At 50.8% G+C, this 14,634-nt stretch carries 15 protein-coding genes; 12 read left to right on the forward strand and 3 right to left on the reverse strand.

Going from position 1 to position 14,634, the window contains the following annotated elements; genetic code table 11:
• Window position 1: 1 nt before the first annotated feature.
• From glgB to QJ036_RS08015, 3 genes are all read right to left on the reverse strand, one after another.
• The gene (gene glgB, locus QJ036_RS08005) at window positions 2-1,882 is read right to left on the reverse strand and encodes a 1,4-alpha-glucan branching protein GlgB (RefSeq protein WP_283230867.1); all 1,881 of its coding nucleotides are present in this window, start codon (window positions 1,880-1,882) and stop codon (window positions 2-4) included.
• A gap of 4 nt (window positions 1,883-1,886) precedes the next feature.
• Window positions 1,887-3,236: an alpha-amylase family glycosyl hydrolase gene (locus QJ036_RS08010; protein ID WP_283230868.1), complete on the reverse strand. Its 1,350-nt coding sequence runs from the start codon at window positions 3,234-3,236 to the stop codon at window positions 1,887-1,889.
• A 77-nt stretch (window positions 3,237-3,313) separates the two neighbouring features.
• Window positions 3,314-3,535 (reverse strand): DUF2508 family protein, encoded by a 222-nt coding sequence (locus tag QJ036_RS08015; RefSeq protein ID WP_283230869.1) that lies wholly within the window; start codon window positions 3,533-3,535, stop codon window positions 3,314-3,316.
• A 364-nt stretch (window positions 3,536-3,899) separates the two neighbouring features.
• On the opposite strand from QJ036_RS08015, the gene QJ036_RS08020 reads away from it, so the two are divergent.
• From QJ036_RS08020 to QJ036_RS08075, 12 genes are all read left to right on the forward strand, one after another.
• On the forward strand, window positions 3,900-4,448 hold the full coding sequence (locus QJ036_RS08020; RefSeq protein ID WP_283230870.1) for a DUF3786 domain-containing protein: 549 nt from the start codon (window positions 3,900-3,902) through the stop codon (window positions 4,446-4,448).
• Window positions 4,449-4,593: 145 nt separating this feature from the next.
• Window positions 4,594-5,127 (forward strand): A24 family peptidase, encoded by a 534-nt coding sequence (locus QJ036_RS08025; RefSeq protein ID WP_283230871.1) that lies wholly within the window; start codon window positions 4,594-4,596, stop codon window positions 5,125-5,127.
• A gap of 17 nt (window positions 5,128-5,144) precedes the next feature.
• The gene (locus QJ036_RS08030; RefSeq protein ID WP_283230872.1) at window positions 5,145-6,170 is read left to right on the forward strand and encodes a hypothetical protein; all 1,026 of its coding nucleotides are present in this window, start codon (window positions 5,145-5,147) and stop codon (window positions 6,168-6,170) included.
• Entirely contained in the window at window positions 6,167-7,360 is a 1,194-nt protein-coding gene (locus QJ036_RS08035; protein ID WP_331487514.1) for a CpaF family protein, read from the forward strand. The genes QJ036_RS08030 and QJ036_RS08035 overlap by 4 nt, the downstream gene beginning before the upstream one ends.
• The gene (locus QJ036_RS08040) at window positions 7,350-8,036 is read left to right on the forward strand and encodes a type II secretion system F family protein (RefSeq protein WP_283230873.1); all 687 of its coding nucleotides are present in this window, start codon (window positions 7,350-7,352) and stop codon (window positions 8,034-8,036) included. Before QJ036_RS08035 ends, QJ036_RS08040 begins: the two co-directional genes overlap by 11 nt.
• Before the next feature lie 13 nt (window positions 8,037-8,049).
• Window positions 8,050-9,408, forward strand: coding sequence for a hypothetical protein (locus QJ036_RS08045; protein WP_283230874.1), 1,359 nt, complete (start codon window positions 8,050-8,052; stop codon window positions 9,406-9,408).
• A 22-nt stretch (window positions 9,409-9,430) separates the two neighbouring features.
• Window positions 9,431-9,646: a Flp1 family type IVb pilin gene (locus tag QJ036_RS08050; RefSeq protein ID WP_283230875.1), complete on the forward strand. Its 216-nt coding sequence runs from the start codon at window positions 9,431-9,433 to the stop codon at window positions 9,644-9,646.
• Window positions 9,646-11,538 (forward strand): DUF5702 domain-containing protein, encoded by a 1,893-nt coding sequence (locus tag QJ036_RS08055; protein WP_283230876.1) that lies wholly within the window; start codon window positions 9,646-9,648, stop codon window positions 11,536-11,538. The genes QJ036_RS08050 and QJ036_RS08055 overlap by 1 nt, the downstream gene beginning before the upstream one ends.
• Window positions 11,539-11,836: 298 nt before the next feature.
• A complete protein-coding gene (locus QJ036_RS08060) occupies window positions 11,837-12,544 on the forward strand; it encodes a hypothetical protein (RefSeq protein ID WP_283230877.1) in 708 nt (235 codons plus the stop codon).
• 16 nt (window positions 12,545-12,560) lie between these two features.
• On the forward strand, window positions 12,561-12,998 hold the full coding sequence (locus QJ036_RS08065; RefSeq protein ID WP_283230878.1) for a prepilin peptidase: 438 nt from the start codon (window positions 12,561-12,563) through the stop codon (window positions 12,996-12,998).
• Window positions 12,999-13,041: 43 nt separating this feature from the next.
• Window positions 13,042-13,500 (forward strand): TadE/TadG family type IV pilus assembly protein, encoded by a 459-nt coding sequence (locus QJ036_RS08070; RefSeq protein WP_283230879.1) that lies wholly within the window; start codon window positions 13,042-13,044, stop codon window positions 13,498-13,500.
• Window positions 13,472-14,632 carry a DUF6382 domain-containing protein gene (locus QJ036_RS08075; RefSeq protein WP_283230880.1) on the forward strand — a complete coding sequence of 387 codons (1,161 nt, stop codon included), beginning with the start codon at window positions 13,472-13,474 and terminating at the stop codon, window positions 14,630-14,632. The genes QJ036_RS08070 and QJ036_RS08075 overlap by 29 nt, the downstream gene beginning before the upstream one ends.
• The last annotated feature ends 2 nt before the right edge of the window (window positions 14,633-14,634 follow it).

The raw sequence follows: 14,634 nt of genomic DNA on the forward strand, positions 1-14,634 counted from the left end.
TTTAATATTTAAAAATTGCAGTCCCGTAAGGAGGAAGAGGATAAGCGAAGGAATAGCTTCTGCCGTCGCAGTCCTTCTTCTCTGCTGTGAAGACCTTCTGCTCCTTCTTTTCCAGCAGACCGTGGTCATTGTCCAGAAGCAGCGTATAGTTTCCTTTTTTGGGTACGCCGACCCTGTAATCACTTCGCTCCACGGGAGTGAAATTGCAGATGAAAAGCAGATTGTTGCGGCGGGTGGGGCTCTTTCTCACGAAGCTGAAAATGCTTCTGTCAGCATCGTCGCAGTTGATCCACTCAAAGCCGTTCCAGTCGTAATCCCTGCCGTAGAAGGCGGGGTATTTTTTATACAGATGAAGCAGATCGCGGAAGTAATTCTGCAAATCTTTGTGAAGCGGCTCCTTTAAGAGGAACCAGTCGAGCTCCCGTTCCTCGCTCCATTCTCTCAGCTGTCCGAACTCCTGTCCCATAAACAGAAGCTTTTTGCCGGGATGGCCCATCATAAAGGTATAGGCTGTCTTCAGGTTGGCGAACTTGTCCGCCGGATAGCCGGGCATCTTGTTTAACATGGAGCATTTCAGGTGAACCACCTCATCGTGGGAGAGTACCAGGATAAAGTTTTCACTGCAGGCATAGGTCATGCCGAAGGTCATCTTATTATGGTTGAACTTCCGGAAATAGGGATCCAGCTTCATGTATTCCAGGAAATCGTGCATCCAGCCCATGTTCCACTTGAAGGTAAAGCCCAGGCCGCCGTTTTTAGCCTCGTCTGTGACCTTGGGCCAGGCAGTGGATTCTTCGGCAATGACCATGGCGCCGGGATTCCGTTTTCCCATGATGCTGTTCAGATGTCTGAAAAACTCGATGGCTTCCAGGTTTTCATGGCCGCCGTATTGGTTGGCTACCCACTGGCCGTCCTGTTTGCCGTAATCCAGATAAAGCATGGAAGCGACCGCATCCACGCGGAGACCGTCCACATGGAATTTTTCTACCCAGAAAAGGGCGCTGGCAATGAGAAAGTTGGAGACCTCATGCTTGCCGTAGTCAAAAATCTTTGTGCCCCAGTCAGGATGCTCGCCCTTCCTGGGATCGGCATATTCATAGAGGGGACTGCCGTCAAAATCAGCCAGTCCGTGGGCATCTCTGGGGAAGTGGGCAGGAACCCAGTCCAGGATCACGCCGATGCCCTTCCGGTGCATATAATCCACGAAATATTTGAAATCGTCAGGAGTTCCATAGCGGGAGGTGGGGGCAAAGTAGCCGGTTACCTGATAGCCCCAGGAGCCGTCGAAGGGATATTCCAGAAGTCCCATCAGTTCCACATGGGTATAACCCATCTCCTTTATGTAGGATGCCAGTTCCACGGCCAGTTCCCGGTAGTTCAGGGACTCCTCTCCCTTTTTTCTCCAGGAGCCCAGATGGATCTCATAAATGGACAGAGGAGCCTGGGTCATCTGGCTTTTTTCTCTCTTTTCCATCCAGTGGTCATCCTTCCAGCGGAAGGATGAGGCGGGACAGATCCGGGAAGCCGTGCCGGGACGAAGCTCCGCCCAGGAGGCATAGGGATCTGATTTGTAAAGCTTATTGCCGGTCTGTGTGGTGATGACGTATTTGTAAAGGCCGCCCGGTTTGGCATCGGAGGTGAAAAGCTCATGGATGCCGGAGGTGCCGATGGGTGTCATCGGATGACTGTCCTCAGACCAGCCGTTAAACTCGCCGGTTACGGATACGGAGACAGCATGGGGAGCCCATACGGCAAAATAAACCCCCTTTTTGCCGTTCCTGGCCATCGGATGAGCGCCCAGCTTCTCGTAAATTTCATAGTGCGTACCTTCTCCAAACAGGTAGCAGTCGGTTTCTGTGATAAACCCCGTTGTTTTCTCCATAGGATTACCCCACAATCTTTAATATTTTGCTTTCACAGCCATCCAAAGCAAGGTTCAGACAGCCGTTATCAATCGCGATTTTTTCACCGGAAACGAGATCCACCGCTTCTTTTCCGCCCATGGGCAGCCGGAAAGAGAGGAAAGCCCCGTTTTCATCAATATTGACGGCGGTGATGATGTGCTCCTCATCCAGGGAGCGGGCGTAGGCATACTGCCGGTTGGTCAGCAGAAGCTCCCGGTACATACCGGTGCAGAGAGCTGGATGCTGCCGGTGCAGCTTTGCCAGCCTTCCGATGTGATCGGTCAGATCATTGTGAAGCTTTGCAAACTGCTCCGGGGCAATGGCCGGACGCAGCATATCGTCACAGGTAGAGGTCCGGGCGCCTTCGATGCCCCACTCGGAACCGTAATACACGGAGGGGATCCCCGGAAGGGTAAACAGCATAGTATAAACCGTGGTGATATGCCGTTTGTTGTTCAGCTTGCTCATGATCCTGTTCTCATCATGATTATCCACGAAGGTATACAGATTAATATTGCGGTAAATGCCGCCGTTTGCTTCAGACTGGCGGCGGATCGTATGGGCGATCTCAAAACAGTTATAATCGTTGTGGCCGGAATACAGCCCCTTATGAAGCTCATAGTTGGTCACGGAATGGAGCATGGAGGGGTTGGCCCAGCGGCTGTAATCGCCGTGGATGACCTCGCCCATGAGCCAGAAATCCGTCTTCAGATGCTCCGTGTGATGACGGAGCGCCTTCATGAAATCAAAATCCAACACGTTGGCGCAGTCCAGCCGGATGCCGTCAATGTCAAATTCTTTAACCCAGAAGGACACGACATCCAGCAGATAATCGCGGACAGCCGGATTTTGGAGGTTCAGGGCCGGAAGCTCATAATGGCCCTGCCACGCCTCATAGGAAAAGGAATCACCGAGGGGACTTCCCTGCCAGAAGTTTATGCCCTTATACCAGTCCCTGAAGGCGGAAGCTTCCCGATGCTCTTTAATATCCTGAAATGCAAAAAATTCCCGCCCGGTATGGTTGAAGACGCCGTCCACGACCACATGAATACCGGCTTCATGGCACAGCTTCACAAATTGTCTGAAATCATCGTTTGTGCCCAGGCGCCGGTCCACCAGGCGGAAATCCCTGGTGTCATAACCGTGCCTGGTGGATTCAAACAGCGGCCCTATGTAAATGGCCGAGATCCCCAGCGCTGTCAGGTGGGGGATCCAGGCATTGAGCTGACGGAACCGGTCGGCAGGAGCTGCCTCGTGATTCTCCTTTGGTGCTCCGGTCATTCCCAAAGGATACATATGATAAAATACGCTGTTGTCGTACCAGGCTGACATAAATTACCTCCAAAATTGTACTGATTTCATTTTACCAACTATAAAGGGGGAGGTCAAGGTACACTTTGGGAGGAGTGTCATCGCCTGATTCTGAATTTTTGCTGCTGCCCGGCGGATGTAGTTCCCTCCAGCTGTTTTGCCTGCTTTAAGAGAAACTGGTACCGGATCCCGGCGGCCTTCAGGGTATAACTGTAATAATCGATGAGGGCCGGATCTGTGACATAGTCGAAATTTCGCAGGGCATTGTCGATGGTTTTCTTTGTCTCGTATAGTTCTCGTTTCAGTTCCATATTTTTCATGGCGGTCACTCCTTCCTGATTCCAAGTATGGCAGAAAATGGATGGGGTTATGCTGGAAAAAAATGGGGAAATTTTAGATGTGGGAAGGAGGGAAGGAAGTTGACGGCAGCGATTCCCAGATCCTTGGGATGTACAAAGTCGTGAAGGGGTGTGCTGTTCTGAATTTACTGCAGGCGTTCCTGCTACAGATTCCGGAACAAGCCAGGAGAAACAGGCGGCATTTTACATTTAACAAGAATATTGTTATAATATAGGCAAACAGTGTTTGTCAAGGAGGCAAACGTGGTGGTAAAAAGCATAATGCCAAATTATGAAAAAATGAAAACAGCATGGCGGATGTGTTTTAAAGTATGATCAGGAAGAAATGATCCGGAAATTTTCACTGGAGCATGACCGGCAATCCTTATTTATCCGTTTTGCAGGAAGAAGATACCGCATTGAACGATCAACAGGAATCGTCAATTGGTTGAATGAAGCTTTACAGACAGAAGAAAAAGCAGATTATAATGAGGTCATGACTATATATGACGTGCTTTGCTATTCCAAAGAGAATTGCCGGCTTGCAAATGAATGGGTAAATGTAGCAAGTCTTTTTGCTGTACAGGGCGGCAGTCTGGAAAAAGGAAGCAGCTTTTTTCAGGAGGCCGGTAAATATTTTGATGGAAACACAAAGGAATTGGCTCATGCATGCGCGGCGCTTCGGGGAAGGAAGCTGGACAAGGGAGATGCTGCATATGAACTTGATCTGTTTCCTTTTCTTCCCCTGATTCTGCGGTTTTGGGAATCAGATGAAGACTTTCCGGCGAGCCTGCAAATTCTGACAGATAAGAATGTTCTTGACTATATGCATTATGAAACCTTGATGTTTGCCATTACACATATTTTTGAGCGTTTAAAAGGGAATATGAGATGATTTGACAATTTCCGGTTTGCAGGGACAAAATAATCCTTGACAAAACCGGATTTTTCGTGCATAATCAGAATCATCAAATCTAAGAAGCCCGATTTCAGGGCGAAGATCCCTATTTTTTAAACTGAACAGAGAACGGAGGATGCCGGTGAAGTGGCAGCTTTTTGTGGTGTGCGCAGTGGCGGCAGTGACGGATATCCGGTGGCGCAGGATCCCGGATTTCTGGCTGGAGATCTGGTTTTTTACCGGTCTTTTGCTGGCAGGTCTGTTTCCGGAAGGGATGGCTCCCTCAGGGGAGCCGGCGGGAACGGCGGCTTCGGCACAAGCAGCTTTTTGCTGCCTGTGCCGGGCAGCGGCAGTATTTTTACTCTTTTATCCTGCGTGGAGGCTGCGCATGACAGGCGCAGGTGATGTGAAGCTTTGCAGTGTCATGGCGGCCTTTATGGGAATTCCGGATTTTGCGGAATGTTTTCTTTACAGTCTGCTTTTTGGCAGTATCTTTTCTTTTTTTTATTTGCTTTTTCACCGCAGTCTGCGGCGAAGGCTTCGATATTTTCTGGTCTGGTTCGGACAATGTATTTCCCAAAACAGATGGCTTCCCTACAGAAGGGAGCAGGACATGGACGGCACGATTCCCTTTGCAGCAGCACTTTTGCTGGGATATGGGATGTGGCTTTTCTGAAACAAGGAGTGAAAGGCATGGGCAGGATATGTATTGGAATTTATGACAGAGAATGCGGCTATGCCAGGCGACTGGCGGGATATATCCGCAGGAGGTGTGAGGACAGTCTGGAGGTCCGGGTGTTTACCTCGGAACAGACATTGAAGGAATGTCTGGAGGGCGGCGGGCTGGATTGTCTGCTTGCCGGAGAAACGGTGCGGAACCTGTGGATAGGCTGTGAAAACCTCCTGGCTGTGCGGCTTTCTGAGGAAGGAAAAGAGAATCTGGATAAAAAAGCTGCCTGTATTGAAAAATATCAGTCGGCGGAACAGATATGGAGGAAGCTTCTCAGGGTGGGAGGAGAAGAACTTTTCGGAGCTGGATTTCTATCCTCCGTTCAGCCGGAGGAGGAAACGGTTTTTATCGGAATCTGTTCTCCGCTGCATGGCTGCGGAAAAACCCGGCTGGGACTTTCCATGAGCCGTCTTCTGGCGGAATACGGAAAGACCCTGTTTGTCACCCTGGATGAGTTTTCCTGTCTTCCGGCTATCCTGGGGGAAGAGACACCGGAAGCGGATCTTTCGGAGATCTATTACTACTATAGCCAGGGAAGCCTTTCACAGACGAGACTTCAGATGGCTCTGTGCCGGTGGGGAAAAGCGGAATATCTGGCGCCGGCCCGCCTGCCGGAGGACCTTTATCCGGAAGGGAAGCCTTATGGTGAAGAATTTATCCGCTGCCTGGCCGGAACTGCGGGGTGTCGCTACCTGGTCCTTGATCTGGGAAACAGTGTCCGGGGGAAGGAGAGCAGTCTGTTTTCTATGTGCCGGAAGCTTTATGTGCCGGACCGGGAAATGCCGGGAGAAGCACTTCGGACAGAGGCCTTTCTCCAGTGGCTGGAGGAAACGGGACTTCCGGGTGGGAGGGTAGAACGATTTGTAATGGAAAAAAGTGAGACAGGCTGGTATGAGACCGCGGATGGGGCCTATTCCGGGCAGCTTGGCGCTGTGGCGGAACGGCTCCTCAGACGGGGCGGACTCATGGAGGGAAAGGAGAAGGAATGAAGCAGGAGTGGGATTGCGAAGAAAGGCTGCGCTGCCGCCTTTTGGTCCGACTGGAAATGGAGGGACAGGCACAGGACGAACGGATCCAGGAAATGATCGATGAGGAGATCGTCGAGGAAAGCAGGCGAAGCTGTTTTCCTCTGGAAGAAAGACTTGCCCTGCGCCGGCGTCTGTTCAACAGTCTGAGACGTCTGGATGTGATTCAGGAGCTTTTGGACGATGAAACGGTGACGGAAATCATGGTCAACGAGCCGGACAGCATTTTTGTCGAGCGGGCCGGAAAGTTGTTCAAATGGGAGAAGAGCTTTTCATCCAGGGAAAAGCTGGAGGATGTGATCCAGCAGATCGTATCCAGAGTCAATCGGACGGTCAATGAGGCAAGCCCCATTGTGGATGCCAGACTGGAGGATGGATCTCGTGTCAATGTGGTGCTTCGGGCAGCGGCCATTGACGGTCCGGCGGTAACGATACGGAAGTTTGGGAAGGAGGCCTTTTCCCTTGCTTATCTGGTGAAGCTTGGAACCATCACGGAGGAAGCCGCAGGTTTTTTAAAGGAGTGTGTGAGATGCCGGAAAAATATTTTCGTATCAGGAGGAACCGGAAGCGGAAAGACCACCTTCCTGAATGCGCTTTCCGCGTGGATTCCCGGGGACGAACGGATCATTACCATCGAGGATTCTGCAGAGCTAAAGCTTCAGAATCTGGAGAATCTGGTCCGTCTGGAAGCAAGGCGTTCTTCGGGGGAAGGGGAACAGGAGATCACGGTACGGGATCTGATCAAGACGGCTCTGCGTATGCGGCCATCGCGCATCATTGTTGGGGAGGTCCGGGACGGAGCCTGTCTGGATATGCTGCAGGCCATGAATACCGGACATGATGGATCGCTTTCTACAGGCCACGGGCGTTCCGCAAAGGATATGCTGGCCAGGCTGGAGACCATGGCCATGATGGGCGGAGATCTGCCTCTTTCCGCCATTCGGGAACAGATCGCTTCGGCCATTGATATTATGGTCCATCTGACAAGGGAGCGGGATGGAAGCAGACGGGTGGAAACGATTTTGGGGGTGAAGAGCTATGACAGGAGCAGGGAAGCATATGATCTCTGTCCCATTTTTGAAAAAAACCGGGAGAGCAGGAAGCTGGAAAGGGTACGAAAAGAGCCATTTTTGGAGAAGTATTTTGAAGGCTGAGGCGGCAGTTCTCATTTTCACTTATCTGTTTTACAGGAGCCGGATGGCGTTTCTGGCAATGCAGCCTCTTTCCGTTTGGATGGCTCGCCGCATGGGCAGAAAGGAACAGGAACGGAGGCGGCAGAAGCTCTGCAGCCAGTTTAAGGATGGGCTTCTTTCCCTGGCGGCATCTTTGCGGGCAGGCCATTCCGCGGAAAATGCCTTTCGGGATGCAGCCGGGGAGCTTGCCTTTCTTTACGGAACAGACGAGACGATAACCCGTGAATTCAGAAGAGTCGTGACCCGGACGGAGATGAATGTGCCGCTGGAGGAGGCGGTCCTTGAAATGGCAGAACGGTGCGGACTTCCGGATATTCAGAATTTTTCGGAGGTATTTTCAGCGGCCAGAAGAAGCGGAGGAGAACTGGGGAGGATCATTCTGGACACGGTTCAGATTATTGCGGGCCGATTGGAGGTTCGGGAAGAAATAGACACTATGCTCCGGGGACGGCAGTATGAGCAGAAAATTATGAGCGTAGTTCCTTTGTTTCTTTTATTCTATATGGATGTCACATCACAGGGCTTTTTTACCGTGTTATATGGAACCGGGCTTGGCAGGGGGATTATGACAGGCTGTCTGGCGGTATATATGACAGCTGTCCTGCTGGCAGAAAAAATTGCCTGCATTCAGGTATAGAAAGGGGGTCATTATGGGGAAAGTCAGCCTGTGGGCGGTGGATAAATACAGAAATTTGAAAATGAAATGTGGGAAACCGCCTGTTTCTGCCGAGCGGATCCGTATTTGTCGTCGGCTTCATCCCCGGGAGGAGCCGGAGGAGTATCTGCGAAGACTTGATGGAGGCCTGTTTGCTCTGGCCGGAGGCGTGCTCCTGACCGGCTGTCTGCTTTGCCTTGCAGTTCTGTGGCTGCGGCAGCAGCCGGAAAGAGTGGACTGGCTGAAACGGCCGGATTACGGGGAACCGGAAACGGCATATGAGCTAGAAGTTCAAAAAGGAAAGGAAGCTCCCCTTTCTGTGGAGGTGCTGGTTGAAGAACGGATCTATACAGAAGAAGAGGCGGAGGAAGCTCTGGAGGCAGCCTATAAGGAGGTCTTAAAAAGCATGCTGGGGGAAAATGAGAGTATCGGACATGTGACGAAAGCTCTGAGCCTTCCGGAAAAGGCCCTGGGAGGCCGGGTCCTTGCCGATTGGAGGTCGAAGACTCCGGAGTTGTTTGATGACTGGGGGGAACTGAAGAAGCTTCCGGGAGAACTTTTGGAGGAGGGAGAGACGGGATTTTACGAACTCACTTTAGTTTGCGGAGAATACAGCCGCGAATATGAAATTGAGCTTACGGTCTGTCCACCGGAACAAACGGAAGAAGAAGTGTTTCTGGAAAGGATCAAAAAGGAAATAGAAGAGAAACTGGAAACACAAAAAGAAGCTGTCAGGATCGAACTGCCGGATCAGTACGATGGGGAGCCTCTGACCTGGTATGAAGAATCGGAGACAGGAGGAGGTATCTGGCTGTTTGGAATTCCCGTACTGTGCTGTGTACTTTTGATTCTCCGTGAAAAGCAGAAGGAAAAGAAGAAGCTGCAGGGAAGGGAGACAGAGATGCTTTTGGATTACCCGGAGTTTGTATCAAAGTTTACCGTGCTTTTGCAGGCGGGGCTGGCAGCCAGAAATGTGTGGGAAAGGATGGTGAAGGAATATGAGGAGAGGAGAAAGCAGGGTGAGAAACCCAGATATGTATATGAAGAAATGCGGATCACCTGGAATCAGATGAAAAATGGGATGTATGAGAGCCGGGCCTACGGGGAATTCGGCAGGCGCTGCGGCATTCACGCCTATATGAAGTTTGGCGCGCTTCTCGAGCAGAACCTGAAGCAGGGAACGACCGGTCTTGTGCTGCGGCTCAGGGAGGAAGCGGAGGCTGCCTTTGAGGAGAGAAAAAATCTGGCAAGGCGGCTTTCGGAGGAAGCGGAAACGAAATTGATGCTGCCGATGTTTATGATGCTTTTTATGGTATTGACTGTGATTATGGTACCCGCGTTTTTATCCTTTTAGGCGGGAGGAGAAAGGAGAGCTTATGAAACTGGGAAAGTGCTTTGGAAAAACAGAGATTGCAGATAGGAGGGAAGAGGTTCCGGATATCTGGCAGGAGGAGACAGCAGTGGGAGTCGTGGAGATCATCCTGATTCTGGTGGTCCTGATCTCGCTGGTCCTGATCTTCAAAAAGCAGCTGACTGCGCTGGTGAAGGGAATTTTTATCCGGATCAACAGCTCGGCGGCAGATATCTACTGATGAAGCGAGAATCCTGCCGGGGAAGTATTACTGTATTTTTTGCGCTGCTTCTCACAACGCTTCTTGCCCTCATCTGTACAGCGCTGGAATCGGCACGGCAGGCGGCAATTTCCTATCTGGCAGCGCAGGCAGAGCAGTCAGCTCTGGAGTCCGTCTTTGCCGGCTATTACCGGCCTCTGTGGGACAGATATCATCTTCTGTTTCTGGCAGACGGACCCGGGATGGAAGAAACCATGCGGGATTATCTGTCCTATTATGAGGAGCCGGAAAAGAGAACCGGCACAGGGGGAATCAATCTGTATGCTTTTCAGGGAAAAACGGTGGAATTTGAGCAGCTGATCACCGCCGTTGACAATGGTGGTCAGGCATTTATGACGGCTGTGGAGGAGGATATGAAAAGCCATGGAATGGCGGAACTGGCAGAGCAGCTGGCGGAACAGTCAAAGCTTCTCACAGAGGCAGAGACAGTCTCCGATTATATGGGACAGCTGGCGGGCTGCACCGAACAGGTTACCTCCATAGAGGAGGATTATGAAAGGATGGAAAAGCAGGGCCGCCATCTGAAGGAGGTCTATGAAAGTCTGGAGGATGCTCTGGAGTCGGAAACCTTTAAGGAGGCATCGGGGGAAGCGCTGATTGCCGAAGTCAGACAGTGTGCAGAGGAGACAGCGGCCGTTGCTTCACAGTATTACGGAGAAATCTGCCTGCAGGCGAAAGAGCTTCAAACGGAGCTGGAGAGGGAGGAAGTCCTGCTTTTGGAAAAACGCGAGCATGTCAGTCAGACCTCTTATGAACAGATGGAGTCAGAGCTGGAAAATCTGAAGGAATATACGAAGGAGAATGGAACCAGGAGGACTGCGGCAGATGATCTGAATGAACTTCTGCAGAGAAATGCAGAACGCCTTGGAAAGACAACGATCTGGGAAGATGGAAACGTCAGCGAGGATTTCTGTGAGGTGATCCGGTTGGGGAGTCGGGAACTTGATGTGATTCCGGATGGGATAGGTGCGGCGGAGAAGCAAAAAAGTTCTCTTCTGGATACGGTAAAGCAGTGGAAAACTGCCGGTATTCTCGGCCTGGTTCTGGAAGATACAAAGACTGTGTCGGCCAAATCCCTTCCGGAGACTTCTTATCCGTCTGACGTGCAGAATACGGTGGGAACAGCGGATGGCAGCGCACTGTGGGGGATACCGGCTCTGTATGCAGTCACGCATCTGGGATATTACGGAAATGAAGAGGAAACTTCTGTACTGGCTTACGAGGTGGAATACATATTGGGGAAAAACGAAACTGACCGGGAAAACCTCGCTGCTGCAGTGGAAAAGCTTTTGGCAGTACGCACGGGTTTAAATTTTCTGTATCTTTTAGGAGATCGGGAAAAGCAGGAGGAGGCAGAACTGGCAGCTGTTTCGCTGGTGGGTTTTACAGGAATTTATCCGCTGGTGAAGGCTGTGAAAGGTGTTCTTCTGGGAGCATGGGCTTTTGCGGAAGCAGTCTGCGACGTGCGGGTCCTTCTGAAAGGAGGAGAAGTACCGTTGATCAAATCGTCTGCAGACTGGAGACTGTCGTTGGAGGGAGCGTCCAATGCGGCTTCCTGCGAGCTTGATTCCGGAGAAAAGGACAGTATGTGGAGCTACAGGGCCTATCTTGCAGTGCTTTTACTGATGGAAAAAACGGAAGATCAGTGCTTTCGGATGATGGATGTCATGGAAGCAAATCTGAGGAGCGAAGATTCCGGATTTTTTATGGAAAACTGCGTTTCTTACGGGAGGGTACAGGTACAGTTTCAGGCAGAGCCGAAGTTCTTAAGGCTGCCTTTTCCGATGCGAATGGAACAGGTCGATTCCTGCTATGTGTTTTCTAAAACGGCTGCTTATGGATATTATGATTGAGCATTTCATGGAAGGGAGGTGGGGACAGATGCCCTTTTCCGTAAATCATTCTGCCGGTTCGGCAAAACACTCTCATTCAAAAAACAAAATAACGGCTTTCCAATTCTTGCCCGGGAAAGCAAACAAAAACACATCTCTCCAAGCGCAAAGTAAAATAAGTCTGAAATCGGTGATAATTCCCGAAAAAATCAACTCTCTTTTGCGGAAAAGGGTGTCTGCTCCTGCCTCCCGGATAAAACGATCAGGCAGGGCATCAAAAAATGTCCGCGGTTCCATGACACTGGAGGCAGCTCTGCTCATGAGCTTCTTCCTGCTGACGGTCAATCTTCTGTTTTATTTCTTTTATCTGATGGAATTCCAGGTGGAGCTTCAGTTTGCATTGGAAAAGGAGGTACGGAAGACCGTCTGTCAAACAGTGCCTTCTGACTGGTCGTCAGGCGTTCTTTTAATGCGGATGAAAAGTGAACTGGAGGGGAAAGAAACCGGAATCACACTTGGAACCGGTGGGATCCGCCTGACAGAAAACAGGAATGACGGGGACGAGGAGATCCTGGATGTGACGGCAGTTTTTGAGGCGGGGCCGGATGCCTCGCTTCTGGGACCGCTGCGGGGCCGTTATCTGCAAAGATGCCGAAGGAGATTCTGGACAGGTCAGAGTTATATCGAACAAAGAGGTAGCGGGGAAAGCGAAGAGGATGCGGAATATGTCTATGTGACTCCGAATGGAACAGTTTATCATGACAGAAGAGACTGTACGTATCTGATGCTGTCCGTGAGGGCAGTATCGTCCGGAGCCCTTTCCGGTTTGCGAAACAGTGACGGGGATAAATATAAGCCCTGCGAAACATGTATGAAGGGAATGACGGTATCCGAGATAGTCTATATCGCCGATTCGGGAAGAAGGTATCACAGCATACGAAACTGCAGCGGCCTGAACAGATGGGTCATGAAGATTGCCAAGACAGAAGCAGCAGGGCTGGGAGCCTGCACAAGATGCGGACGATAGGAGGTAGGAAAGAGGTATGACAGCAGACGGAATCAGAACAGGGGTTTTTGCAGCACTTCTGGTGGTATGCAGCGGTCTGGACCTGTGGATCAGAAAGTTTCCCTTCTGGCTTTTGATGGCCGGATCGGTTCTTGGGACGATTATGGAGCTTTTTCAAAGTGGCCTTGGAAGTCTTTTGTTTTTCAATCTTTTGCCCGGTCTTTTTCTGTTTGTCCTATCCCAGGTGTTTCCGGAACAGATCGGAAGCGGCGACGGTTTTTTGATCATGGCAGTGGGAGCTTTGATGGGGTGGAGGGAAAGTCTTCTTCTTTTGGAGGGAGGCCTGCTTCTCATGGTCCCGGCAGCGCTTTTCTGGATGATCATTCGGAAGAAGCGAAATCAGGAGCTGCCCTTTGCACCATTCGTACTGGCCGGTTATCTGTGCAGGCTGGTTCTCGCTGCACATGTGTCTTAAGAGGAAAAGGGGATGCCGGAGAGACGGAAAGGAGTTTGGTCGGATGAAAAAATGGGGGAGACGTTTCAGGCTGAGAGGGAGTTATACGGCGGAGGCTGCTTTTCTTCTTCCGATGGGCATCGGTCTCATCCTGTTTGTCGTATCCTGCGCGCTGCTTTTGCATGACCGGGTGATGGTCTGCGCCTGGGTTCATGAGACAGCTCAGAGAGAGGCTTTTCAGAAGCTTCAAGCCGATGATGAGGAAGAGTCGGATCTTCGGCTGCTTCTGACACAGGAGGAAAAACGGGTGTGCCGAAATCTTCACAAAATCATTGTAACCTGTGAAGGGCAAAGCAGGTTTTTGTCTTCCATGGTCCCGGACTTGTTTCGGCTTTTATCCGCCCATGGGAAAGAAAAGGAGGAGGTGGAAATGATATATGGAGAGCAGTATGTCCGCCTGCGGGGATTTAAAAACGGAGTATATACAGAGGAACGTGTCATACAAGAGGGAGAAGGGCCGTAATTATATCCTGTTTCATGGTACAGGAGACTGGAGCGGTCAGCTGGAAATGATACGACGGAATCGGATTCCCGGACTGGCCGGCTTTTATACGGAATGGGAGGATCACGATCGGTATTACGGATATGATATTACAGGAGCGCAGCCCCTTGTCCGTCTCCTTGAAGTTCGGTCTGTCACAAAGGAGGAAACAAAGCAGCTGATTGGGCAGCTGGCTGTACTTCTTGAAAAACTGGATTCTTATTTATTGGATCGGGATAAGGTGATCCTTAAGCCGGAATTTCTGTATTGGTATCAGGAGCCGCAAAAGCCGCGTTTTTTCTTTTGTGAGGAACAGGAGGGGAACTTTGGAGAGCATTTAAAGGAACTGATCCTTTTTCTACTGGAACGGTCGGACAGAGAGGACCGGCAGCTGACAGAGCTTCTGTTCCGGCTGTTTGGCATCTGCGGCAGGGAAGAACCGGAACCGGAGCAGCTTTTAAACTGTTTCAGAGAAAGTTCCGGTATAAGGGAAGAAAAAATTCCGCAAACTTCAGATCCTCCGGATGCTGCCAAAGAGAGCCCGATGGCAGAAAAGAAAGAGAATCCGGGAAAGCGGTCAGGGAGAGTGAAGTCTTTCTGGGGCAAACTTTTCCGAAGAAGAAGGGGTGTCACGGAGGAGTGGTGGGATGACCTGGAACCGGAGCCTTCTCGCAGCCTGGAGCCGGAAGAACTCAGGTGGAGCAGTCGTGGGATGGAGGAAACAAGTTCTACGCAGATTCTTTATGTGGAGGAAGATATAGTCAGTATTCCTGTGCTTACCTCTGTTCCCGGAGGGGAACCGATACGGCTTGAAAAGTTCCCTTTTTATATTGGTACACAGGCAGATATGGATTATCGTCCGGAATTTTACGGCGTCAGCCGAATGCATTTGAAGCTTGACCATGCAGATGGATGTTACTGGATCACCGATTTGAATTCGACCAACGGAACCCGTCTCAATGAAAAGCCGCTGAGACCCAATGAGAAATGCAGACTGGCCCATGGGGACCGTCTCTGGATTGCGGGACTGATCTATGAATTCCGGGAGTTTGGTCATGATAAAATGGAGCATCGGAGGAAGGAGCCGTTTGACATGGGTGCAGAATCGTGGTAAGG

The sequence above is a fragment of the Fusibacillus kribbianus genome, from assembly GCF_030053595.1.
GTDB classification, from domain to species: domain Bacteria; phylum Bacillota; class Clostridia; order Lachnospirales; family Lachnospiraceae; genus Lientehia; species Lientehia kribbiana.